The organism is Alphaproteobacteria bacterium, assembly GCA_020638555.1.
Classification (GTDB): Bacteria; Pseudomonadota; Alphaproteobacteria; order Bin95; family Bin95; genus JACKII01.
This window is the reverse complement of record JACKII010000002.1, coordinates 712304-735521: the sequence shown is the minus strand read 5'-3', so window position 1 is coordinate 735521 and position 23218 is coordinate 712304. Positions and strand designations below refer to the sequence as shown.

General features: G+C 66.5%; 25 protein-coding genes and 1 pseudogene. 7 read left to right on the top strand and 19 right to left on the bottom strand.

Annotated features, from left to right (window positions below; all coding sequences use genetic code 11):
* The first annotated feature begins 80 nt into the window (after positions 1-80).
* The gene (gene gshB / locus H6844_09260) at positions 81-1016 is read left to right on the top strand and encodes a glutathione synthase (GenBank protein ID MCB9929588.1); all 936 of its coding nucleotides are present in this window, start codon (positions 81-83) and stop codon (positions 1014-1016) included.
* A gap of 188 nt (positions 1017-1204) precedes the next feature.
* Here gshB and H6844_09255 read toward each other — a convergent pair whose 3' ends face one another.
* The 5 genes from H6844_09255 to H6844_09235 all read right to left on the bottom strand — a co-directional run bounded on the left by H6844_09255 (position 1205) and on the right by H6844_09235 (position 6028).
* A complete protein-coding gene (locus H6844_09255; GenBank protein ID MCB9929587.1) occupies positions 1205-2431 on the bottom strand; it encodes a class I SAM-dependent methyltransferase in 1227 nt (408 codons plus the stop codon).
* A 179-nt stretch (positions 2432-2610) separates the two neighbouring features.
* On the bottom strand, positions 2611-3003 hold the full coding sequence (locus H6844_09250) for a RidA family protein (protein ID MCB9929586.1): 393 nt from the start codon (positions 3001-3003) through the stop codon (positions 2611-2613).
* Positions 3004-3115: 112 nt separating this feature from the next.
* Positions 3116-4114, bottom strand: a complete 999-nt coding sequence (locus H6844_09245) for a UPF0104 family protein (protein MCB9929585.1) — start codon at positions 4112-4114, stop codon at positions 3116-3118.
* 86 nt (positions 4115-4200) lie between these two features.
* Entirely contained in the window at positions 4201-4605 is a 405-nt protein-coding gene (locus H6844_09240) for a Zn-ribbon domain-containing OB-fold protein (GenBank protein ID MCB9929584.1), read from the bottom strand.
* 13 nt (positions 4606-4618) lie between these two features.
* A complete protein-coding gene (locus H6844_09235; GenBank protein MCB9929583.1) occupies positions 4619-6028 on the bottom strand; it encodes a thiolase in 1410 nt (469 codons plus the stop codon).
* On the opposite strand from H6844_09235, the gene H6844_09230 reads away from it, so the two are divergent.
* Positions 5951-6451, top strand: a complete 501-nt coding sequence (locus H6844_09230; protein ID MCB9929582.1) for a molybdopterin-guanine dinucleotide biosynthesis protein A — start codon at positions 5951-5953, stop codon at positions 6449-6451. The genes H6844_09235 and H6844_09230 overlap by 78 nt on opposite strands.
* 12 nt (positions 6452-6463) lie before the next feature.
* Here the strand turns inward: H6844_09230 and H6844_09225 are convergent, their stop codons facing one another.
* The 3 genes from H6844_09225 to H6844_09215 all read right to left on the bottom strand — a co-directional run bounded on the left by H6844_09225 (position 6464) and on the right by H6844_09215 (position 9541).
* Positions 6464-7366: an alpha/beta hydrolase gene (locus H6844_09225; protein MCB9929581.1), complete on the bottom strand. Its 903-nt coding sequence runs from the start codon at positions 7364-7366 to the stop codon at positions 6464-6466.
* Positions 7367-7486: 120 nt separating this feature from the next.
* Entirely contained in the window at positions 7487-8779 is a 1293-nt protein-coding gene (locus H6844_09220) for an acetylornithine deacetylase/succinyl-diaminopimelate desuccinylase family protein (GenBank protein ID MCB9929580.1), read from the bottom strand.
* A 57-nt stretch (positions 8780-8836) separates the two neighbouring features.
* On the bottom strand, positions 8837-9541 hold the full coding sequence (locus tag H6844_09215; GenBank protein ID MCB9929579.1) for a dienelactone hydrolase family protein: 705 nt from the start codon (positions 9539-9541) through the stop codon (positions 8837-8839).
* Between the two features lie 117 nt (positions 9542-9658).
* Here H6844_09215 and H6844_09210 point away from each other — a divergent pair, with 117 nt between their 5' ends.
* Entirely contained in the window at positions 9659-11026 is a 1368-nt protein-coding gene (locus H6844_09210) for an MmgE/PrpD family protein (protein ID MCB9929578.1), read from the top strand.
* Between the two features lie 194 nt (positions 11027-11220).
* Here H6844_09210 and H6844_09205 read toward each other — a convergent pair whose 3' ends face one another.
* The 4 genes from H6844_09205 to H6844_09190 all read right to left on the bottom strand — a co-directional run bounded on the left by H6844_09205 (position 11221) and on the right by H6844_09190 (position 14062).
* Positions 11221-11952 (bottom strand): class I SAM-dependent methyltransferase, encoded by a 732-nt coding sequence (locus tag H6844_09205; GenBank protein MCB9929577.1) that lies wholly within the window; start codon positions 11950-11952, stop codon positions 11221-11223.
* Positions 11953-12025: 73 nt separating this feature from the next.
* The gene (locus H6844_09200) at positions 12026-12625 is read right to left on the bottom strand and encodes a hypothetical protein (protein ID MCB9929576.1); all 600 of its coding nucleotides are present in this window, start codon (positions 12623-12625) and stop codon (positions 12026-12028) included.
* Between the two features lie 39 nt (positions 12626-12664).
* Positions 12665-13138 carry an SsrA-binding protein SmpB gene (gene smpB / locus H6844_09195; protein MCB9929575.1) on the bottom strand — a complete coding sequence of 158 codons (474 nt, stop codon included), beginning with the start codon at positions 13136-13138 and terminating at the stop codon, positions 12665-12667.
* A gap of 51 nt (positions 13139-13189) precedes the next feature.
* Positions 13190-14062 (bottom strand): 4-hydroxy-tetrahydrodipicolinate synthase, encoded by an 873-nt coding sequence (locus H6844_09190; protein ID MCB9929574.1) that lies wholly within the window; start codon positions 14060-14062, stop codon positions 13190-13192.
* A 123-nt stretch (positions 14063-14185) separates the two neighbouring features.
* On the opposite strand from H6844_09190, the gene H6844_09185 reads away from it, so the two are divergent.
* The gene (locus H6844_09185) at positions 14186-14866 is read left to right on the top strand and encodes a haloacid dehalogenase type II (protein MCB9929573.1); all 681 of its coding nucleotides are present in this window, start codon (positions 14186-14188) and stop codon (positions 14864-14866) included.
* Between the two features lie 174 nt (positions 14867-15040).
* On the opposite strand, the gene H6844_09180 is transcribed toward H6844_09185, so the two are convergent.
* The 3 genes from H6844_09180 to H6844_09170 form a co-directional block, all read right to left on the bottom strand.
* Complete coding sequence (locus tag H6844_09180; protein ID MCB9929572.1) at positions 15041-15820, bottom strand: class I SAM-dependent methyltransferase; 780 nt, start codon at positions 15818-15820, stop codon at positions 15041-15043.
* A 46-nt stretch (positions 15821-15866) separates the two neighbouring features.
* Positions 15867-16445, bottom strand: a complete 579-nt coding sequence (locus H6844_09175; protein MCB9929571.1) for a hypothetical protein — start codon at positions 16443-16445, stop codon at positions 15867-15869.
* Between the two features lie 94 nt (positions 16446-16539).
* A complete protein-coding gene (locus tag H6844_09170) occupies positions 16540-16983 on the bottom strand; it encodes a MarR family transcriptional regulator (protein ID MCB9929570.1) in 444 nt (147 codons plus the stop codon).
* A gap of 195 nt (positions 16984-17178) precedes the next feature.
* On the opposite strand from H6844_09170, the gene H6844_09165 reads away from it, so the two are divergent.
* A complete protein-coding gene (locus tag H6844_09165; protein ID MCB9929569.1) occupies positions 17179-18012 on the top strand; it encodes an alpha/beta hydrolase in 834 nt (277 codons plus the stop codon).
* A gap of 339 nt (positions 18013-18351) precedes the next feature.
* Here the strand turns inward: H6844_09165 and H6844_09160 are convergent, their stop codons facing one another.
* The 4 genes and pseudogenes from H6844_09160 to H6844_09145 form a co-directional block, all read right to left on the bottom strand.
* Positions 18352-19239, bottom strand: a complete 888-nt coding sequence (locus H6844_09160; GenBank protein ID MCB9929568.1) for a prephenate/arogenate dehydrogenase family protein — start codon at positions 19237-19239, stop codon at positions 18352-18354.
* Entirely contained in the window at positions 19236-20345 is a 1110-nt protein-coding gene (locus H6844_09155; protein MCB9929567.1) for a histidinol-phosphate transaminase, read from the bottom strand. The genes H6844_09160 and H6844_09155 overlap by 4 nt, the downstream gene beginning before the upstream one ends.
* Positions 20346-20415: 70 nt before the next feature.
* Positions 20416-20736 (bottom strand): hypothetical protein, encoded by a 321-nt coding sequence (locus H6844_09150; protein MCB9929566.1) that lies wholly within the window; start codon positions 20734-20736, stop codon positions 20416-20418.
* Positions 20737-20965: 229 nt separating this feature from the next.
* A pseudogene (locus H6844_09145) lies at positions 20966-21379 on the bottom strand (chorismate mutase).
* A gap of 14 nt (positions 21380-21393) precedes the next feature.
* On the opposite strand from H6844_09145, the gene H6844_09140 reads away from it, so the two are divergent.
* Positions 21394-22584 (top strand): homoserine O-acetyltransferase, encoded by a 1191-nt coding sequence (locus H6844_09140; GenBank protein ID MCB9929565.1) that lies wholly within the window; start codon positions 21394-21396, stop codon positions 22582-22584.
* Positions 22581-23201 carry a methionine biosynthesis protein MetW gene (metW, locus tag H6844_09135; GenBank protein ID MCB9929564.1) on the top strand — a complete coding sequence of 207 codons (621 nt, stop codon included), beginning with the start codon at positions 22581-22583 and terminating at the stop codon, positions 23199-23201. The genes H6844_09140 and metW overlap by 4 nt, the downstream gene beginning before the upstream one ends.
* Positions 23202-23218: the final 17 nt, after the last annotated feature.

The window sequence follows — 23218 nt, the reverse complement described above, 5'->3', positions numbered from 1 at the left end:
TTTCGGCCCCTTCTCGCCGGATGCAATCCTGCCTATGGTGTGGCGCAAACACCGAACCCCCAAGCACAGGACAAGCGCCCATGGCCCTCGTCGCGATTCAGATGGACCCGATTCACTCGATCGACGTGAAAGGCGACAGCTCGCTGATGCTGGCGCTGGAGGCGCAGCGGCGCGGGCACGAACTGTTCCACTACCTGCCCAACGGCCTGTCGCTGAAAAACGGCCAGGTCATCGCCCGCGGCCATCCGCTGACCGTGCGCTATGACCTGGAAGACCACTACACCATGGGCGAGGAGCGCTGCATCGACCTGACGGAGGCGGCGGTGGTGCTGATGCGCCAGGACCCGCCCTTCGACATGTCTTACATCACCGCGACCCACATTCTCGACCACATCCACCCGAAGACCCTGGTGGTGAACGATCCGACCAGCGTGCGCAACGCGCCGGAAAAGCTGTTCGTCACCCATTTCCCGGGCATCATGCCGCCGACGCTGATCTCGTCGGACCGCAAGGAAATCCTGGAATTCCGGCGCGAGCACAAGGACATCATCGTCAAGCCGCTGTTCGGCAATGGCGGCGCCGGCGTGTTTCACATCACGCCGGGCGACGAGAACCTGACCTCGCTGCTGGAACTCTTCACCCAGATGTTCCGCGAACCGGTGATCGTGCAAAAATACCTGCCCGACGTGCGCAAGGGCGACAAGCGGGTGATCCTGGTGGACGGCGTCGCCGTCGGCGGCATCAACCGGGTGCCGGCGGAGGGCGAGGCGCGGGCGAACATGCATGTGGGCGGCCGCGCGCTCAAAACCCTGCTGACGCCGCGCGAACGCGAAATCTGCGAGATCATCGGCCCGACGCTGCGGGACCAGGGGCTGATCTTCGTCGGCATCGACGTGATCGGCGACTACATCACCGAGATCAACGTCACCTCGCCGACCGGCATCCAGGAGATGAACCGTTTCGACGAGACCCATATCGAACGCCTGATCTGGGACGCCATCGAAGCGCGGCTCTGAGCGCCCTCCCCCGTCCCAAACTCGATTTGGGACCCATGCCTGAGAGCCCCCTCAAAGCCCGGACTCTGTGAGATACGCTCAGGCATGGGCTCCCGCCGCCGCGGGAGCGGCGGGGAATGGCGCAGAGCCAAAGGCAACAGGAAAACCGGCGGGATGGGAGTGAGGCGCGGGTGCCCCGCGCCCGCCCGTCAGGCGTGGCGCAATTCCACCTGGATCACGTCGGTGCGGCCCACCGCGAACGAGGCAGCGCAGATTTCCATGTAAAAGCGCCAGCTGCGCATGAAGCCGTCGGAATAGCCCAGCGCCTTGATCTTCGGCCCGGCCGCCTCGAACCGCTCCACCCATTCCCGCAGCGTGCGCGCATAGTCCTGGCCGAAGCGGAACACGTTCTCCGCCGCCATTTTCGCCCGCGCCGCTTCCTCGGCAATCTTGCCGGGCGACAGCAACATGCCGCCGGGGAAGGTGTAGTGGCGGATGAAGTCCGAGCGCGAGCGATAGGCCGGGAAATGCTCGTCCTCGACAATGATCGCCTGGATCGCCGCGCGGCCATGGTCGGCCAGACGCTGCTTGATCTGCCCGAAATAGGCCGGCCAGTAGCGCTCGCCCACCGCCTCGATCATCTCGATCGAGACGATGCTGTCATACTTGCCGCGCACGTCGCGATAGTCGCAAAGTGCGATATTGGCGCTCTTGCCCGCCAGCCGCTCGGTCGCGAAGGCGTGCTGCGAGGGCGAAATGGTCAGGCCGGTCACGTTGCGGCCCTGGTCGGCCGCGGCCTCGGCAAAGCCGCCCCAGCCGCAGCCGATCTCCAGCACCGACTCGCCCGTGCCCTCGGTCTGCTCCAGCAGGCGGTTGTATTTGCGCGTCTGCGCCTCCTCCAGCGAGGCGTCCGGGTTGGCATAGAGCGCGCTGGAATAGGTCAGCGTCGGGTCGAGCCACAGCCGGTAGAAATCGTTGCCGACGTCGTAATGGGCCTGGATGTTGCGCTTGCTGCCCTTGCGCGAATTGCGGCGCAGGAACCGGTCCGTCAGCAGGAACAGCGCCTGGTTCCAGCGCGAGCCGTGCAGGTGGCTGTCCAGCGCATCCTCGTTTTCGAGCGCCAGCGAGGTCAGGTCCTCGATGGAGGACGAGTCCCACAGCCCCTGGATATAGGCCTCGCCGAATCCGATATCGCCCCGCGCCGCCAGGGCCGAGATGGCGCCCCAGTCGCGAACCACCAGTTCCGCCTCGCGGCCGCCGCCATTGCCGAACCGATAGCGTTCGCCGTCCGGCGTCGTCACGGTGAGATGGCCGACTTCAATGCCCTCGCAGGTTTTCAGAAACCGGCGGGCCACGGTGTTGGACAGGGTCGGCCGGCCGGCGCTCACCGGCTTGCCAACCGTCTGATCCGAAGCAGTCTTGGCGGAAGAGTTCATCGTGTCGTTTCCCTAGGTGCTGCCTCAGGGCGGTGCTTCACTGGCATTTCGCTCCATTTATCCGCAGGAACCCGGTCCGGATCAAGAGATCACTCTCGCTCCGCACACGGTTCTGTTACCATTGCCGTATTTTCGTGGGGATTGCGCAAAGGGCAACCCCAAAATCCCGACATGACGTCTTAAGCGGCGATCACCGCATGCGCCTCGATTTCCACCATGGCGCCCTCGGCCAGCAGCGCGGTCACCTCCACCAGCGTGATGGCCGGAAAATTTCGGCCCATGGTCGCCTTCCAGGCATCGCCCAGCGCCCGGCCCGCCTCGCGGTAGGCCGCGATCGAGGTGACGAACCAGGTCAGCTTCGCCACATGCTCCGGGCCGGCATCCGCTTCGGCCAGAACCGCCAGCACGTTCGCCAGCGCCTGCCGGCACTGACCGGCAAACGAATCGGCCATGGTGCCGGTGGTCGGATCGATTCCCACCTGCCCCGCCACGAACACGTGCCGGCCGTCGGCGGCCGTGCCGTTGGAAAACCCCGGCGGCCGTGGCCAGCCCTCCGGTTGCAACACCGTCATCGTCATGCCGGATCACTCCCCTCTCCGGTGCGTAAGTCCTGCGCGGCGACATGATAGACTGGCTTTGCCCCGACAAGCCAGCCGGTCGCTGCGGCGACCATCAGCCGGGCCGTCAGCCGGTCTGCCCGTTCTGCGCCCGCCCGCGCCGCTTCTGCCGGCGCCACCAGGCCCAGCGGGTCGCCACCCGGCCCTGGATCGTCACCTCCGCCGTCACCATCAGCGCCGCGGCGACCAGCAGCGGCAGCAGGAAATACACGGCGCGATAGGTGAGCACCGCGGCAACGATGGTCTCGCGGGTGATATCCTCCGGCAGCAGCAGCAGCAGCACCGCCTCGAACACGCCCAGCCCGCCCGGAACCTGGCTGATCATGCCGCTGACATAGGCGATCACGAAAATGCCGATGAAATGCCAGTAGTCGAGCCCGCCATGCACCGGCAGCAGGAAAAACAGCGCCCCGGCGGCAAACCCCCACTCCACCGCGGCGGCGGCGAACTGCACCGTGACGATGCCCAGCCCCGGCGGCGGCAACTCCACGCCCTTCAGGCTGATCGTCGGCCATTTCGCCACGCTCCAGACCAGATAGACGCTGCCGACCAGAGCCGCGCCCACGCCGATCAGATAGGCCGACGACACCGGCAGGTTCGTCGCCAGCGCCAGATGCTGCGCATTCCGCAGGATCAACAGGCCGGCAATGGTGACGATGCCCAGCACATAGGCGGTACCGCCGAACACCACCACCCGGGCGATATCGACCAGCGGCACCTTCCACTGGCTGAAAAACCGGTAGCGCACCGAGTTTCCCGTTACCGCGCCAAAGCCCAGATTGTGGCTGAAGGCATAGGAGATGAACGCGACCAGCATGATGCGCAAAAACCGCATCTCGCGCTTGATGTAGCGGAACGCGGTCGAATCGTACACGGATAGAGTGAGATAGGCGCCTGCGGTGCAGGCCAGCGCCAGCAGGATGCGCGAAAGCGACAGGTCGTGGAACTGCGTCACGACCGCGTCGTATTTCAGCACCTGGATCTGCTTCCAGAGCACCCAGACCGCCGCCGCAGACACGCCAATGCCAACCAGAATGCCGGCGATATGGCCGATACGTTTCCACATGCGGGGCACGGTCCCTTTCTTGTCCTTATTGAGAGCCGAACCCGGCTTGCGGCTCCGAGCCCGCTGCGCCGTGTCGCCCGGCCTGCTCAGATGCGCTTGAATTTGGGGATGGTGAGGTCGTCCGTCACCGCGTCGAACACCACCTCGACCGGCTGGCCGATGGCGACGCTGTCCGGATCGTCGGTGACGAGATTGCTCATCACACGCGCCCCTTCCTCCAGCTCGACCGAGACGATGACATAGGGCGTCACGTCGGCGAAGGCCTGCCCCGCAGGCCGGCGCGCGACGGTGAAGGAATAGATCGTGCCCTTGCCGCTGGCCTCGATCCACTCCACCTCGCTCTCGACCACGCCGGGCACCAATTGGCGGCTATACAGAAAGGCTTGTCCCGTCGCCTTGCAGCGCTGGATCATCAGCTTCCCGGCTTTGGCCCCCTCCCAATAAGGGGCGCTGTCGGGGTCGATGGCGGGAACCGGCTTGTTGTAGCTCATTGCTGGGGTTCCCTCAGTCCCTGGTGTTGGAAAGCACGACGGTCGCGCCCGACGACAGCACGCCGCCGGTGCCGTGGCAGACCGCGTTGGTCAGGCCCTGCACCTGCCGCTCGCCGGCGTCGCCGCGCAACTGGCGCGTCGCCTCGATCAGCAGGAAAATGCCGTACATGCCGGGGTGGCAATAGGAAAGCCCGCCGCCATTGGTGTTCATCGGGAATTCGCCGCCCGGCGCGGTGCGCTGGCCCTTGACGAAATCCTTGCCCTCGCCGATGCCGCAGAGCCCCAGCGCCTCCATGGTCAGCAGCACCGTGATGGTGAAGCTGTCATAGATCATGGCCATGTCCATGGCGTCGGGGCCGCGGCCCGCCTGGGCATAGGCCCGCTTCGAGGCGTGCTCCGCCACCTCCAGATGCGCCATGTTCGGCATGTAGTTGATGTTGACGTGGCTGGCGCTCTCGCCGTGGCCCAGCACATAGATCGGCTTGGTCTTGAGGTCGCGCGCGCGCTCCTCCGTCGTCATCACCACCGCACCGCCGCCGTCGGTCACCAGACAGCAGTCATAGCGGCCCAGCGGGTCGACGATCGGCGCCGCGCCCAGCACGTCGTCGATGCTCATCGGGTCGCGGAACGCCGCCTTCGGGTTCAGCCCGGCCCAGGCTCGCGTCGCCACCGCGATTTCCGCCAGCGTCTCGCGCGTGGAGCCGTAGTCGTGCATGTGCCGGTTGGCGGCCATGGCATAGGCCCCGGCCGGCGACGGCAGGCCCGAAACCATGTCCCACTGGTTCGAGAACAGCGCCGGCCGGCCGCCCAGCGAGCGCGCCGCCTGGCTTTTCTGCATCGAGCCATAGAGGATCAGCACCGTGTCGCAGACGCCCGCCTTGATCATCTCGTAGGCGTGGCCCGCATGCAGCACGAAGGCCGACCCGCCGACATTGGTGCCGTCCAGCCATTTCGGAAAGCGGATGCCCAGATATTCGGTCAGCAGGTTCGGCTGCATGGCGCCCGGCCCCGGCATGCCCCACATGCCCGCCACCGCCAGGCCATCGACATCGGCCATGGTCAGACCGGCCTCCGCCAGGGCCTCGTTGGCGCAGTCGCGCTGCATGTTGAGCACGTGCGTACCGGGCAGGGCGCGGCCGCGCTCATGGGTCGGCGCATCGCTGACACCGACGATAACGGGTTGGCGGGACACGGCTACGTTTCCTCGTCGCGGGCAGTTTCGCAGGCCAAGCAACCCGCCCGCCGCGTCCGTGTCAAGGCGGCTTGTGCGCCCCTCGTGTCGCGACCGTTGACAGGACCGCCGGAAGCACGTCCTTATGGGCCGTCGCCCCCTGGGAGAAACCGGATGCGCCCGTCGTTTTTGCTTGCGATTTTCGTTGTTTTCGTCGCGGCTGCGGGCGTGGCTCGCGCCGAAGACCAGCATGTCGGCTACTATTATCCGCCGCCGGACGTGATGGAAGACTACGAGGCCCGGGCGCCGCTGCTCGACGGCAACAGCCGCAGCCGCCGCCTGACCTTCATCGACGGCATCATCAAGGAAATCGCATCGCGCCCCTACCCGCCGACCTATGCGATCTTCGCCAAGGGCGCGGAGGCCGAAAAGCTCATCATCGTCGGCGTGCGCGACGGGTTTTACGATACCATCTACCGCACCCGCGCCCTGATGGCGGCCATGACAGCGCTGACGCGCGCCACGCCGCTGTTCCAGGATATCGACCCGGACCAGCACTACACCTTTTTCGACCTCTGCTACATGCTGGGGTTCAAACAGTTGACCATCACCAACGGCCGCGAATTCGCGCATCAGATCCACTTCGTCGCGCCGAAACTCGAAGCCGCGAAGTAGAAGGAACGGCGATCAGCCGACCGCATCCGGCCGGCGCACAAAGCCCGCGATCCGATCCGCCACCGGTGCCAGCCGCTCGAACGGCTTCGCCACCGCCGCCATGATGCGGTAGTGGCCGATGCCCGGCACCAAATCGGTCGCCACCCGCGCGCCCTCCGCCCGCAACGCCTCGGCAAAGCGGGTGGTGTTAAGCGGAGAGACCAGCGTGTCCTTCAAGCCGTGCAACAGCAGCATCGGCGGCGCATCCCCCCGCACGAACGAGAGCGGGACGGTGTCCATCGGCTCCGGCCAGCGCGCAAACACCGAGCGCACGCTATCGTACTCGATGAGGTTAACCGCATAAGGACCTGACATTCCTATCATTCCAGACAGGTCCATCGGCGACAGGCCATGGGCGCCCAGATAGCGCTGGTCCAGCGCCAGCAGGGCGCCGGTGTGTGCGCCCGCCGAATGCCCCATGACGAACATCGCCGCCGGGTCGCCGCCATAGTCGGCCACGTGCCGCCGGACCCAGGCCACCGCCGCGGCGCCGTCCTCCACGAAGGCGGGGAAGCGCACGTCCGGATGCAGCCGGTAGTCGGCCACCGCGACCACGAACCCCCGGCGCGTCAGCGCCTCGCCCACGAACCGGTACTGGTCGCGCGAGCCCCAGCGCCAACTGCCGCCATAGAAGAACACCACCACCGGAAACGGCCCCTCGCCCTGCGCCGGGCGATACAGGTCGAGCGCCTGCCGCGGCTCCGAGCCGAAGGCCAGCCCGCGCGTGACCGCATAGCCCTCCTTCGGCACCAACCAGTCGAGCGCATTCAAGGGCGAGGTCGCGGCCAGCACACGCCCCGCGATATCGACGGCAAGGCCTTTCGCCCGCGAAATCAGAAATCGATCCAGCGCTTCCGCTCGGGCCAGTTCTGCCATTTGACTGCCACCTGTCGGGGGAATCGTCTGGCCCTTAGATGGTATCCCCGTCCCGCATGCGAAACCCACAAGCCCGAGGCTCCAACGCCGCGCCTCCGTTCCGGACCCGACGGCCGTGTGTCACCCCGGCCGCGGCAGCAACTGGCAGAGCGCCAGCGCCATCACCTCGGCGCTGTCGACCATGTCCTGGATGCCGACGAACTCGTCCGGCTGGTGCGCCAGGTCGAGAATGCCGGGACCGTAGGCGATGCAGTCGTGCAGATGGCCGATCCGCGCAATGTGCTTCTGGTCGTAAGTCCCCGGAGAGACGACCAGTTCCGGCGCCTTCCCCAGCACCTGCCCGATGCCGTCGGCCACCGCCCGCACCACGGCGGCGTCCTCCGCCGTCTGGGTCGGAATCACCTCGAAAATGTCGCGCAGGTCATAGCGGAAATCCGGCCGGCTCGCCGCCAGCCGGTCCAGCAGCGCCCGCACCTCGCCCTTCACGTCGGCCAGCCTTTCCTCGATCAGAAAGCGCCGGTCGATCACCATGCGCGCCCGGTCCGGCACCACCGGCGCCGGCAGGCCGTCATAGGAATCGTCCTCCGGCGGGCCGGCATGGATCGAGTTGATGTTCAGGGTCGAGGCCTTGGCCCCTTCCGGCACCACCGGCATGGCGGTCTGGCGCGCGGCCAGCGCCGGAAACAGCTCGGTCTCGAACGCCTGCAACACGGCCCCCATATGCCGGACCGCATTGTCGCCCAGAAACGGCATGGAGCCGTGGGCGATATGGCCGTGCGTCTCGATCTCCGCCCACCAGACGCCGCGATGGCCCAGGCAGATGCGGTCCTTGTTCAGCGGCTCCGGGATGATGACATGGTCGACCCGTGGCTTGGAGAACAGTCCCATGCGCGCCAGATGCGCGACGCCGCCATAGCCGCCGGATTCCTCGTCCGCCGTACCGGAAATCTCGATGGCGCCGGGGAAATCCGGCCAGGCCTCGATCAGCGCCTCGGCGGCGATGACGCTGGCGGCGAGCCCGCCCTTCATGTCGCACGCGCCCCGGCCATAAAGGCGGCCGTCCTTCACGGTTCCGGCGAACGGATCGACGGTCCAGCGATGGCCGACCTCGACCACGTCGATATGCGAGTTGAAATGGACGCACGCCCCGGCCGAGCGGCCTTCGCGCCGGGCCACCACATTCCAGCGCGGATACCGATCCGAGTCGCCCGGCGCGCCCTCGCCCCGGATATACTCCACCTGAAAGCCCCGCTGTTTCAGTCTATTGCCAAGCGTTTCGCATGCTTCGCGATAAGCCTTGCCGGGCGGGTTCAGCGAGGGCACCCGGATCAGGTCCTGCGCGAAGGCGACCAGATCGGCCTGTTTCGAGCGGACCCGGGCGCGGATGTGATCATAGTCTGGCGGCGTCGTCATCCTGCCACCAAACAGGTTTTGCCGCGCCCCGGCAAGCGTAGAGGCACCGGCCGCGCCCTACCCCCGCAAATGCCGCTCCAGAAAGGCGAGCGAGCGCTCCAGCGCCGCCTTCGCCGCCGCCTCATGGTAGGGCGGATAGCCATGGCGGTTGAAGCCGTGGTCCGCGCCCGGATAGTCGTAGACCGCCACGCCCGGCTTGCCCGCCACGGCGTCCTTCACCAGCGCCACCGTTGCCTGCGGCACGTGCTCGTCCAGTTCGGCAAAGTGCAGCATCAGCGGGCGGGACATGTTGGCCGCCTCGCCCAGGAACTTGTCGAGTTGCACCGCGTAATAGCCGACGCCCGCATCCGCCAGCCCACGGGCGATGGCCAGATAGACCAGCTTGCCGCCCAGGCAATAGCCGACGGTCCCGACCTTGCCGGTGCAGTCGTCCCGGTCCGCGAGCGTCTTCACATAATCGGTCATGTCGCCGGTGAACGCATCCAGGTCCATGGCATAGCCGAGGCCACGCGCGATCTGCTGGTCGTGCGGGTTGTAGTTCAGATAGCGCCCCGGCTCCTGGCGCCAGTAGAGGTCCGGCGCCAGGCACAGATACCCCTGCTCGGCATAGCCATCCGCCACTTCCCGCACCCAGTGGTTGACGTTGTAGACCTCCGACAGGATCACCAGGCCCGGCCAGGGGCCATTGCCCGCGGGCCTGGCCATATAGGCCTCCACCTTCGTGCCGCCGCTCATGGTGATGGTGGTCATGGCGCCGCTCATCCGGCTCTCCCTGGTTTCGCGAAAGGGTTGTCCGCCCAGGCGCCAGGCCATGCCTGTCGACCGGACGTGCGCGGGCGGCTACGCTATCACACCAAAGTGCCATTGGGAGGATATTCGATGCCGACGCCCCAGTCCGCCCCCGCCATCCGCCAGGACGTCACCGCGGCTTTGGCCGAATTCGCCATGGCGATCCGATTCGAACACCTGCCCGCCGACGTGGTGGAGGTCGCCAAGCACTGCCTGCTCGACTGGCTCGGCGTCACCATCGCCGGCCGCGACGAGCCGCTGGTGCGCATGCTGCTGGACCAGGCCGTCGCCGACGGCGGCGCGCCGCAGGCGACCGTGGTCGGCATGGCCACCAAGGTGAATGCCGGCCAGGCCGCGCTGATCAACGGCAGCGCCTCGCACGCGCTCGACTATGACGATGTGCAGGAGCGCCTGCACGGCCACCCGACCGCGCCCATCGCTCCGGTGTTGCTGGCCCTGGCGGAGAAAGACGGGCGCAGCGGCCGCGACCTGATCGCCGCCTTCGTCGCCGGTGTCGAGGTCGAATGCCGCGTCAACCAGTTCATGGGCGAGGGCCATTACGAGCGCGGCTGGCACTCCACCGCCACCAACGGCACCTTCGGCGCCGCCGTGGCGGCCGGCCACTTGCTGGGCTTCTCCGCCGAGCAATGTGCCGTCGCCATGGGCATTGCCGGCACCCAGGCGGCCGGGCTGCGCGCCATGTTCGGCACCATGTGCAAGCCCATGCACGCCGGCAAGGCCGCCCAGAACGGCCTGTTCGCCGCCCAGATGGCCGCCCGCGGCCTGACCTCGCGCCCGGACGTGCTGGAGCGCCCGCTGGGCTTCGGCGCCACCCAGTCCGACGGCCCCAGCGCGGAACGGGCGCTGGCGGGCCTGGGCGAGCGCTATGAGGTGAGCGACGTGCTGTTCAAATACCACGCCGCCTGCCACGGCGTGCACGCTTCGGTCGAGGCATTGCAGGACATCCGCCGCAGCACCGGCCTCGCCGCCGCCGACGTGGAATCGGTCGAGGTGGCGGTGCAGAACGAATACCTGAACATTTGCGGCATCGACCGGCCGGAAACCGGGCTGGAGGGCAAGTTCAGCCTGAAATTCTGCTCGGCCCTGGCGCTGGCCGGCGCCGACACCGCCGACCCGGAGACCTACAGCGACCGCGCCGTCGCCGACCCGCCCCTGGTCGACCTGCTCGACCGTGTCAGCATCGTCGCCCGGCCGGAAATGGAGATGAAAACCTCGGACGTGGTCGTGCACCTGAAAAGCGGCGTCGTGCATCGCGGCTCCTGGGACGCCGGCATTCCCGATACCGACCTCGCGCGCCAGCATGCCAAGCTGGCGGCCAAGTTCCACACATGCGCCGATCCCGTCATCGGCGCGGAGCAGGCCGGCAAACTCATCGCCGAAGTGGACGCCCTCGACCGCGCCCAAACCATCGCGCCCCTGGTGCAAGCCTGGCGTTAGCGGAACAGCGTCCCGGGCCCCCTCCAGCGTCCCCGCTCCTCTCCACCTTCCCGACTCCTCTCCAGCTTCCCCGGCCCTGAGCCGGGGCCTCCCAGGGCAGAGTCCTTTCCCGCTGGCTCACCGCGCCATCTCCCCTGTCCTCGCTTGCGCGGGAGATGGGGCAGGAGAGTGAGTCAACCAGCGCCGAAAGCGCACTAGGGCCGGTCCGCCCGGACCAGCAGGAACATGGGCCGCTCCACCTCCGGCGCATAGTCCGGCACCGCCGCGACCTGGGCGTCGCTCGGCCGCCACTCCTCGACGTGTGAAATCGAAAATCCACTCCGAATCAGAGTGTTCAAGGTCGTTCCCAAGGTTCGGTGATATTTGACGACCCCGTCGGCGAACCAGTTCGTTTCGCGCCGCCCCTCGCGGCCATAGCCGTCCAGCGGCCAGACTTGGCGCCCGTCCGCCGCCGTCTGCCAGCCCGGCTCGGCAGGCGCCATGTAGATCGGGTGCTCGATGGTAAACACCAGTACTCCGCCCGGCCGCAGGCTGGCCCGCACCGTCGCCATCAGCCGCCCGAAATCCTCGACATAGTGGAAGGCGAGCGCGCTGTAGGCGACATCGAACGCCGCTTCCGGCAGCACCAACGCCTCCAGGTCGGCCCGGCCATAGCGCACCTGCTCCGCGGCGGTCTCCGCCCGCGCCCGTGCCAGCATGTTCTCGGAGAGGTCGAACGCGACCACCTCGGCCGCCCCCTGCTCGGCCGCCCAGCGCGCGAACGCACCGAAGCCGCAGCCCAGATCGACCACCCGCTTGCCCGCCAGCGACGGCAACAGGGCCCGCACCGACGGCCATTCCGGCGCGCCCGCCAGCCCCCGCACCGAACGGTTCAGGCCGCTATAGCCGGCAAAGAATTCGGGGTTGTCGTAAATGTTCTGGGCCATTCTCTATTTCCCAATTAATATATCTGCGAATATAATCCATAATTGTCTGTGTTAATGCAAAATATTCAATATATTAACTCTCATATTGACGTTTTATACTGTCTATTTCTTTATAAATTTTAGCACAAATATCTATAATTTCTTCTCTTTCTCGAGCAGAAAGATGTCGCAACGCATATCCATTATCAATAATTTTTTGGATAATAGACATTACATTGAAGAACGAATTTGGAAGGCCAGAGACTTCAATCGCCCAACTTGTCGGTTTATAATGAATAAATTCATTCCTAATTTGAAATATTTTTTTAAATTCTAGAAATTCTATCTCATTTATAAGAATGATTCCGCCACCATATTCTAATGGTTCAAGCTTACCGCTCACGCGTTTCAAAAGATCAATTGGCTTCGCAAGAAATGATTTCGGATATTCGCTATCGCATTCGAAATCATTTAATGCAGATAATGTTTTCTCGGCGCAATTTTCCTCAAGAGCACCAATACCATAAGTTCCAGTTAAATGGAATACAAGCGCACTATTGACAGAACATGTCAGTGCAATTATGGACCATTTCCAGTAAATATTTTCCGCTTTTATTCTTTTTAGCTGAAATAGAGTCTCATTCAAAGAGTGATAAATATCTTTTGGTTCGTCAATTTCTACCCATTCAGGCATGTCCCAACCTTGCCTCCACAGATAAAGTAGGTGTCTTTCCTACCCCCGCTCCCGCATCAGCCGCGCCTTGTCGCGCTGCCAGTCGCGTTGCTTGATGGTCTCGCGCTTGTCGACCTGTTTCTTGCCCCGCGCCAGGCCGAGCGTCAGCTTGGCGATGCCGCGCTCGTTGAAATAGATGTTCAACGGCACCAGGGTCACGCCCTCGCGCTTGATCTGGCCGGACAGGCGCTCCATCTCGCGCCGGTGCAGCAGCAGCTTCCGGTGCCGCCGCGGCGCGTGGCCGAAATGCTTGGCGCCCGGATATTCCGGGATGTGGGCGTTGATCAGCCAGATCCCGCCGTCTTCCTCCGCCGCATAGCTCTCAACGATCGAGGCCTTGCCGGCGCGCAACGACTTCACCTCGCTGCCGGTCAGCACGAGGCCCGCCTCCATCGTATCCTCGATGAAGTAATCGAAGCGAGCGCGGCGGTTCTGGGCCACCACGTTCTTTTGGGTTTCGGGTTTCTTCGCCATGAAAAACCGGGACGCTTCAACGTCCCGGCACCTCCTTCAGCGTTGCGGGCCTCAGAGAAGACCCGCGCCTTCCATCGCCTCGCGCATCACCTGCTGCGTTTCCGGTGTCGCCGGGGTCATCGGCAGGCGCGTCTCCGGCGAGCAATGGCCCAGCAGGTGGGCGCCGTATTTCGGGCCGGCCGGCGAGCGCTGGTGGAACATGGCGACGTGCAACGGCATCAACTGCATGTTGATCTGCTGCGCCCGCTCGATCGCGTGCTGCTGCCAGGCCTCGTGCATCATCGCGCACAGCTTCGGCGCCACGTTCGCGGTGACCGAGATGCAGCCGACGCCGCCCTGGGCCAGATAGCCGATGGCGGTGCCATCCTCACCCGACAGCAACAGGAAGTCGTCGCCGCAAGCCATCTTTTCCAGCGACGGGCGTTGCAGGTCGGTGGTCGCATCCTTCACGCCGATAATGTTCGGCAGCTTGGCGAGCCGGGCCATGGTCTCCACCGACATGTCGACGACGCTGCGCGGCGGGATGTTGTAGATGATGACGGGAATGTCGGCGCAGTCGTGCACCGCCTTGAAGTGCTCATAGAGCCCTTCCTGGGTCGGCCGGTTGTAATAGGGCGTCACCACCAGCACGCCGTCGGCGCCCGCGTCCTTGGCGTGCTGGGTCAGTTCGATGGCCTCCGCCGTGTTGTTCGAGCCCGCGCCGGCGATCACCGGTACGCGGCCGGCCGCCGCCTCGATGCAGAGTTCGACCACGCGCTTGTGCTCGGCATGGCTCAGCGTCGGCGATTCGCCGGTGGTGCCGCAGGGCACCAGACCGTGCGTGCCCTGCTCGATCTGCCATTCGACGAAGCGCTGGAACGCGTCTTCATCCACTTTGCCGTCCTTGAAGGGCGTAATCAGCGCGACGAGCGAACCCTTGAACATGGCGGCGTCTCCTTAAACCGGTCACAAAATGAACGCGCACCCTACCGCAGCGTGGGGGGTGGCGGCAAGCGCCGCAGCGTGCTACGCGACATGGTATCCGTCCGTTCCGTCGAAAGGCCGATCATGAGCAGCCTGCAAGACATTCAAGCCTGTGTGTTCGATGCCTATGGCACCCTGTTCGACTTCTCCTCGCCCATGCAGCGCCGGCGCGAGAAGATCGGGCCGGAAGCCGACCGGTTCAACCTGCTGTGGCGCCAGAAACAGCTGGAGTACAGCTGGTTGCGCTCTCTCATGGGCATCCATGCCGATTTCTGGCAGGTGACGGCGGAAGCGCTGGACTACGCGCTGGCCGCCTGCAATATCGACAATCCGGCGCTGCGGGCGGAGTTGATGGAACTCTATCTCTCCATCGCGCCCTATCCCGAATCCCTGGCAACGGTGGAGCGGCTGAAGGCGGCCAAATACCAGACCGCCATTCTCTCCAACGGCTCGGTCACCATGCTGACCGCAGCGATCAACCACGCCCGCCTCACCCCGCATCTGGATGCCGTTCTGTCCGTCGACGAGGCCGGCATCTACAAGCCGCATCCGCGCGTCTACCAGCTGGTGCTGGACCGCTTCAACCTGCAGGCGCATCAGGTGTTGTTCGTCTCGTCGAACGCGTGGGACGTGGCCGGCGCGGCCCATTTCGGCTTCCAGGTCGCCTGGTGCAATCGCGCCGACGCCCCGGCCGAGAAACTGCCCGGCAAGCCCACCGCCGTCATCCACACCCTGGACGAAATCCCCACCCTGCTGAGCGTCTGATCGGAGCGGCGGTCGTTCGTCCGCGTCTCCTCCGCCCCGTGCTCGACACGGGGCCCATGCCTGAGAGATTCTGACCAAGTTCGGACCTTGTGGGAAACTCTCAGGCATGGACTCCCGCCTTCGCGGGAGCGGTGGGAGGCTGGGGAACCGCCGCGGCACGCGTTTCGGCTGCCCTCACCCTTTCCGCGCCAGCCAGACGGTCCAGGGGTCGCGCTCCACCAGCGGCGGCGCACCGGCGGCCTCGCCCAGGCGGGCGGCATAGAGCGCCAGTTCCGCGTCGGAGAGTTCGTGCAGGATGCTCTTGCCCTTGCGCGCCAGGATTTCCGCCTCCAAGGCCGGAAAGTCGGCATAGGTCCGCCGCGTCTCCGCGAACGTCGCAACCGTCACCGCCTCGAAGCCGGCAGCGTCCAGACACCCGGCGTAGGCCGCCCGATCCGGCCGGCGCGCCCGTTCGGTCGCCAGCAGGCGGGGAAAGGTGCGGAACAGCGTAGCCCGCACCCAATAGGCCGGATCGTCGGCACTCGCATCGTCCGCCGTCCGGTCCTGCACCGCGCAGAGGCCGCCCGGACGCAAAATCCGCCGCCACTCGGCCGCGGCCGCCGCTTGCTCCCCGGCGGAGAGGTGATGGATCACCGCCCGGCAGAACACCAGATCGATGGAGGCATCGGGCAGCCCCGTCGCCGCCGCATCGCCCTCGATGAAGCGCATGGCGACCAAGCCGGCGCCGGCCGCCCGCGCCTCCGCCACGTATTGCGGCGAGCGGTCGACGCCCACGACCGAAGCCGCCCCTGCCCGCGCAAACCCCCGGCTGTAAATGCCGCCGCCGCAGCCGATATCGGCCACGTCCCGGCCCGCCGGCGCCAGATGGGCGCGGCACCAGGCCAGCCACTCCGCGCTGACCTCCCGGTCACCATAGGCCCCCCGCAGGGCCGGGGCCGCGAAATCGACGGTCATGGCGGATCTCCCGGGTCGCCGGGCACCCCTCTGGGGGGGAGCGCCGCTAGCGCTTCTCGGTCCAGCTTTCGCAGAAGGCCAGGGCCGAGGTGCTGAACGGCCGGCCTTCGCGCTCGCGCGGCCAGGCCTGGCCGCGCGCCTGCATCCCGTCCATCACCAGCCGGGTGCCCAGTGCCGGGATCAGCACGGTGTTGACGCCATAAGGCCGCTCGCCGGGGCCGCTGCCCGGCTGGGTGTGGATCATCAGCGGGTCGCCCAGGTCGAACCAGGTCAGGGCCAGGTCCGCATCGGGCGCGCTGACATATTCGGTGTAAAAGCGGTGCGGATCGCCTTCCTTCTCGAACACCGCCTCTTCCACCGGGATCGACAGGTCGGCCAGTTCGGGGTTGAGCACGCCCTGGATGGTCTTTTGCAGCCAGCGGGCCATGGCGATGTTGTCCGACCAGATGCGCCAGCGGTTTTCGGTCAGTTCGCTTTTCAGATAGAGCACATGGCCGGGCCCCGCCGGCGACAGCACGTTGCGCCAATAGCTGGCAACCGTGGTCTCCGCGCCACCATCGGATTCCGACAGGCGGATGAACGGGTTCTCGCCGCAGCACAGCACGCGGTTGGGATCGGCAGACATGGGCAGGGCCTCCATTCGGACATTGAGGCCACCACGTTAGTCTCCCCCGGCGCCGAGAGGCAATCTCCGACGCATCGCCGGCGCGCCAACGCCTTCAGGCGGGATCGGAGCGCAGCCGCCCGGTCAGGTCGAGCAATTGCTCCAGCCCGCCCGCGCCCAACTGCCGGACCGCCTGCGCCTGCGCCTCCCGCCAGTAGGGCAAGGCGCGCTCGAAAGCCGCCGCACCGGCCTCGGTCAGGGTCACCAGCCGCTCGCGACGGTCCTGGTCGCTCCGCTCGACGCTCACCCAGCCTTCGCGCTCGGCCAGGTGCAGGTTGCGGGTCAGGGTGGTGCGGTCCAGGCCCAGACGCGACGCCAGATCGCTCAGGCGCACCGACCGGCCCTTTGCCGCCCGCAGCACCGCCAACAGGCTGAACTGCCCGCCGGAGACGCCGGATGGCCTCAGCGTCGCGTCGAACACCTGCGAGAGTTGCCGCGCCGCGCGCCGCAGGTTGAAGCACGCGCAGGAGGCGAGATCGGTAAGGGACGACTCTGTCATGCCGTCAATATGAGCGCCGCCGCCACCGGCCGCAAGCCGGTCAAAACCGCAAAGGACCCCGGTTCAACCCCTGCGACGCGAACATCCGCCCGCTCGCAGTGCGCGCTACTATCATAACGTCTTGTGTTATGTTTTGCGCAGGCCCGTTCGCAAATGTTAGGGTTTTTGCTCCCTCCCCGCCCGGCGGTGCACCCCATGCAACAGCATTATCTGCAATTCCCCTGGTTCGGCCAGCACTACACCGTCGGCTATCGCGCCTATGGCGATGCGGCCAATCCGAACGTGCTGCTGTGCGTCCACGGCATTTCGCGCAACGCCCGCGATTTCGACACCATCGGCGAGGCGCTGGCCGACCGCTATTACGTCATCGCCGTCGACATGCCCGGACGCGGCCGCAGCGACTGGATGGACGACAAGATCCACTACGGCTACCCGCTCTACGAAACCGTCGCGGGCGAGATCATCGCCATGGCCGGGGTGCCCCACGTCGACTGGATCGGCACGTCCATGGGCGGGGTGATCGGCATGCGGGTCGCGGCCATGGCGAATTCGCCGATCCGCAGGCTGGTGCTGAACGATATCGGCCCATTCATCCCCGCCGCCGGCCGGCGGCAGAACGGCCAGAGCTTCGGCCTCGACACTCGCTTCGCCTCGGAGGCGGAGGGGGTGCGCTGGGTGCGCGCCAACCGCACCGCCTTCGGCCCCTTCACCGATGCGCAGTGGGAGAAATTCGGCCGCGACTCGCTGCGCCAGATTTCCGACACGGAATGGGGGTTGGACTACGATCCGGGCCTGGCCGAAACCCGCTCCATGGACGACCACAGCGCCTGGGACCAGTGGGAGCGGATCGCCTGCCCCGTGCTCTGCGTCTGGGGGTTGGATTCGGTGCTGCTCACGCCCGAAACCGTCGCGCGCATGCGCACCACCGGGCCGAAGGCGCAAATCCACGAAGTCCCCGGCGTCGGCCATTGCCCCGGCCTGGTCGACCAGCCGCAAATCCAGGCCATCCGCCGCTTCCTGACGGCGTGAGGGCGGCCTTCTCCTCAACGTCATTGCGAGGAGCCCCGGGTTAATGCCGGGGTGACGCGGCAATCCAGGCAAGCCAAGCCTTGGGGCTGGTGCTGGATTGCTTCGTCGCTTGCGACTTCTCGCAATGACGCCGAGGAGAACGGTTTCAGTTCGGCCATTGCCCGGGCCTGGTCGACCAGCCGCAGATCCAGGCTATCCGCCACTTCCTGACGGCGTGAGGGCGGCCTTCTCCTCAGCGTCATTGCGAGGGGCGCCCTGGGATTTACCCGGGGCGCCTCGCAATGACGCCAAAGGGATGGTCTAGCGTGCCCCCGGAAACGCGCCGCGAGCGCCTCGACCCTAGGCCTGCTTCGCCTCGATCAGCTTGCGGCGGATTTCGCGGGTCTGGCGGATCAGCTTTTCGATTTCCTCGCCCTCGCCCCAGCGGATCGCCCGTTGCAGGCGGGCCAGGTCTTCCTGCATCCGGCTCGCCACTTCCAGCAGCGCGTCGCGATTGTTCAGGAAGATGTCGCGCCACATGGTCGGGTCGCTGGCGGCGATACGGGTGAAGTCGCGGAAGCCGCTGGCGGAGAACTTGATCACCTCCTGCTGCAACACCTCCTCCAGGTCGCCGGCGGTGCCGCAGATGGTAAACGCGATCAGGTGCGGCAGGTGGCTGGTGATCGCCAGCACCTGGTCGTGATGGCCCGGCTCCATGATCTCGATCATCGAGCCCGCCGCCCGCCAGAGGCTCGCCACCTTCTCCACCGCCGCGGCGTCGGTGCCCGGCGGCGGCGTCAGAATGCACCAGCGGCCCTGGAATAGCTCCGGGAAGCCGGCATCGGGGCCGGAATGCTCGGTGCCGGCGATGGGGTGGCCCGGCACGAAGTGCACGCCGTCGGGAATGTGCGGCCCCAGATCGCGCAGCACCGACCGCTTCGACGAGCCGACATCGGTGACGATCATGCCGGGCTTCAACGCCGGCTCGATCGTCTTGCCGACGCGGTCGAACGCACCGATGGGCGTCGCCACCACGATCAGGTCCGCGCCCGCAATGGCCTCCGCCGCATCCTCGTAGACGCTATCGGCCAGCCCCAGGTCCAACGCCCGCTGCCGGTGCTCCGGGTCGAGATCGCAGACGGCCAGATGCGCCGCCAGCTTCTCGCGCCGGATCACATGCGCCAGCGACGACCCGATCAGGCCGATGCCGATGATGCAAATGCGGTTAAACGCAGGCCCCTCGCTCATGTCCGCTCCACGAATTGGCGCAAGGCCGCGACCACGGCCCGGTTGTCCTCTTCCAGACCGATGGTGATGCGCACGCTGTCCGGCAGCCCGTAAGCCGCCATGCGCCGCGGAATGATGCCGTGCGCGTTCAGATGCTCGATGGCGGCGGCCGAATCGCGGCCGGGCTGGTCCGGAAAGCGCACCAGGATGAAATTGCCCTGGCTCGACGGCACCTCCAGCCCCAGCTTGCGGATTTCCGCGGTCAGCCAGGGCAGCCAGTGGGCGTTGTGCGCGCGCGATCGGTCTTGATGCGCCTTGTCCAGGATCGCAGCCACGCCGGCGGCCTGGGCCGCGCTGTTGACGTTGAACGGCCCCCGCACCCGGTTCAGCACCGCGATCACCTCCGGCGGCCCATAGCACCAGCCGAGCCGTACCGCCGCCAGGCCGTGGATCTTCGAGAAGGTCCGGCACATGACGACATTGCGGTTCTGGCGCACCAGATCGGCCGGGTTGCCGTAGTCGGCCGCGGTCACATACTCGACATAGGCGGCATCCAGCACCAGCAGGATGTCCTCGCGCAGCCGGGCGCGGAAATCCTGCAAGGCGCGCATCGGCAGATAGGTGCCGGTCGGGTTGTTCGGGTTGGCGAGATAGACCATCTTGGTGCGGGGCGTCACCGCGGCCAGCAGCGCCTCGACATCGGCGGTCAGGTCGGTTTCCGGCGCCGCCACCGGCCGCGCGCCGACGCTCTGGGCGATGATCGGGTACATGGTGAAGCCGTGGGCGGAATAGACGATCTCATCGCCCACGCCCGCATAGCAATGGCCCAGCATGGTCAGCAATTCGTCGGAGCCGGCGCCGCAGACGATCCGGTCCGCCTCCAGCCCTTCCGCCTTGGCGATGGCCTCGCGCAGCACGCGGGCGCTGCCTTCCGGATAGCGCTCCAGCGAGGCGGCAGCGTCGATATAGGCCTTGCGCGCCGCATCCCCCGGCCCCAGCGGGTTCTCGTTGGCCGAGAGCACGACGACCCGATTGTGGCCGGCGAGCCCATGCTCGCCCGGCACGTAAGCCGCGATGCCCATAATGCCCGGTTGCGGGGTGAGCGGGCCAGTCTGATCGGTCGCCATGGTTCCAGAATCCTATCGGGTTTCGGCCCGACCGCTTTCGGCCGACGCCGGTATCGGTCCCAGCGGGAGGTTAGGCCAGCGGAACGGCATAGCCGCCCAGAATGCGAACATCGACCATCCCTGGGGTCGCAGCCACGGCCCGCAGCGCCGGCGCGTCCGCGTCCACGAGGCCCTCGACCTCGGCCCAGACATGACAGCCGGCCACCAGCGGCGCACCGACGGGCCGAAAGCCCGCCGCCTCCAGCGCGCCCATGGCCGCCACCGCAGCGCCGCCGGCGTCCAGAGTCAAGCCCAGCACGCCGCGGTCCCGCGAACTCGCATCCGGCGCGAACGGCGTCAGCACCAGAGCCTCGCCTTCGGTACCGGCCCGGAAAAACGGAAGGCGCGCCACGACCTGCGGCGCGCCCTCGGACGCTCGGCCCCTGCAACAAGCCGCGCCACCACGCACCCGGCCCTTGCGCCGAGGGCATGGCAACCACCGCCGCCGCCGCGCCCTCGCGCAGCGCGGCAAAGGCCGCGGCCGGATCGGCCACGGTGTCGAATTCCGCGCCCAGGCCGAAATGATCGCGCGCCAGGTCCCATTCGGTGCCGCGCCCGACCACCGCGATTCGCTGCACGGCCTGGATTCGGGTTGCGCCGGACATGATCTCGCGCCAGATTCGCAGCAGGCTGGCCGGCGGGAAATCGCCCTCATGGCGTTGCAGCAGGCCGCGCAAAACCTCTGCCTCGCGCCCCGGGCGGAAGGGCGGCGTAATCTCGCCGGCGGCGGTTGCGGCCTTTTTTGCGCGCAACACCCCTTGAACCACCTTGGCACGGGATTGCAAAAGGTGTTGCATCTCGCGATCGATCCGGTCGATCTCCGCCCGGCGGTTGGCAAGATCCGAGGAAGCTTGGGACATTCGGCAACTCTGGACTATATAGGGGTCTGGCGATGCTGCCCGGGCGATGGCGGATCGCCAGCACAGGCGTCTAGACATAGAGCGGCCACGAGCCGAAATCAAAGGCAACATTGGAACCGACCTCCTCCCCCCCATCCTTCGCGGCGACCGTGCCCGTGGCGGCCCGCAACGGCGACCGGCCGTTGCCGGGCCATGCCCTGCGCCTGGACGCCTCCGATCCGCTACCCCTCGACTGCGGCGTCGACCTGGCGCCCGTCACGCTGGCCTACCAGACCTACGGCCAGCTGAACGCGGACAAGTCGAACGCCATCCTGATCTGCCACGCGCTCACCGGCGACCAGTTCCCGGCCGAGGATCACCCGCTGACCGGCAAGTCCGGCTGGTGGGAAACCCTGGTCGGCCCCGGCCTGCCGCTGGACACGGACCGGTTTTTCCTGATCTGCGTCAACGTGCTGGGCGGCTGCATGGGCTCCACCGGCCCGGCCGACCTGAACCCGGCCACCGGCCAGCCCTACGGCCTGGCCTTCCCGGTCATCACCATCGGCGACATGGTCCGCGGCTGCATGCGCGTGGTCGACCATCTGGGCATCGGCCAGTTGTTCTGCGCCATCGGCGGCTCCATGGGCGGCATGCAGGTGCTGAAGGCGGTCGCGGCCTATCCGGACCGCGTCTTCAGCGCCATCCCCATCGCCACCGCGGCCCATCACACCGCCCAGAACATCGCCTTTCACGAGGTAGGGCGGCAGGCGATCATGGCCGACCCGGACTGGTGCAACGGCGACTATCAGCTTTACGACAAGCTGCCCCGCCGCGGCCTGGCGGTGGCGCGGATGACCGCGCACATCACCTATCTGTCCGAGCCGGCGCTGCACCGCAAGTTCGGCCGCTCCCTGCAGGACCGCGACAAGCTCAATTACGGCTTCGACGCCGATTTCCAGGTGGAGAGCTATCTGCGCCACCAGGGCTCGACCTTCGTCGACCGGTTCGACGCCAACTCCTATCTCTACATCACCCGCGCCATGGACTATTTCGACCTGGCGACGGAGCATGGCGAGGGCTCGCTGGCCAGGGCTTTCATGGGCTGCAAGACCCGCATGTGCCTGGTCTCGTTCACCAGCGACTGGCTGTTTCCCACCTCGGAAAGCCGCGCCATCGTCCACGCCCTCAACGCCGCCGGCGCGCCGGTCAGCTTTGTCGAGATCGAGAGCGACAAGGGCCACGACGCCTTCCTGCTGGACGAGCCGGAAATGTTCCGGACATTGCAGGGCTTCATCGACGGCGCCGCGCGGGCGCGCGGGCTACCGCCCAAGGGACCGGCAGGGCGGGACGCGGGGACATGATCGATCCGACTTCGGCCATCCGGCCGGACCTGCAAATCGTCGCCGACTGGATCGCGCCCGGCACCCGCGTGCTGGATATCGGCTGCGGCTTCGGCGCGCTCCTGGATTATCTGGTCCGAGAGAAAAACGTGGACGGGCGCGGCATCGAAATCCGCCGCGCCAAGGTCAATCACTGCGTGGCCGCCGGTCTTTCGGTGATCCGCGGCGATGCGAACCGCGACCTGTCGCTCTACCCGACCGACAGCTTCGACTATGTGGTCCTGACCCAGACGCTGCAAACGGTCGAGCAACCGCGGGCGGTGCTGGAGGAATTGATGCGTATCGGCAACCGCGTCATCGTCTCGATCCCGAATTTCGGCCACTGGCGCATCCGCCTGTCCCTGTTGCTGAACGGGCGCATGCCGATTACCGAAGCGCTGAACCAGCCCTGGTACGAGACCCGGAACATCCATTTCTGCACCATCCGCGACTTCCTCGACCTGGTCGAAATCGTGGGGCTGAATATCGAGCGGGCGGTGGTGCTCAATGCCAAGGGCAAGCCCTCGCCGGACCCGGTCACCAGTCGCCGCGCCAACATTTTCGGCGAGCAGGCGGTGTTCATGCTGCAACGCCGGTGAGCCTCGGGAACCACGGC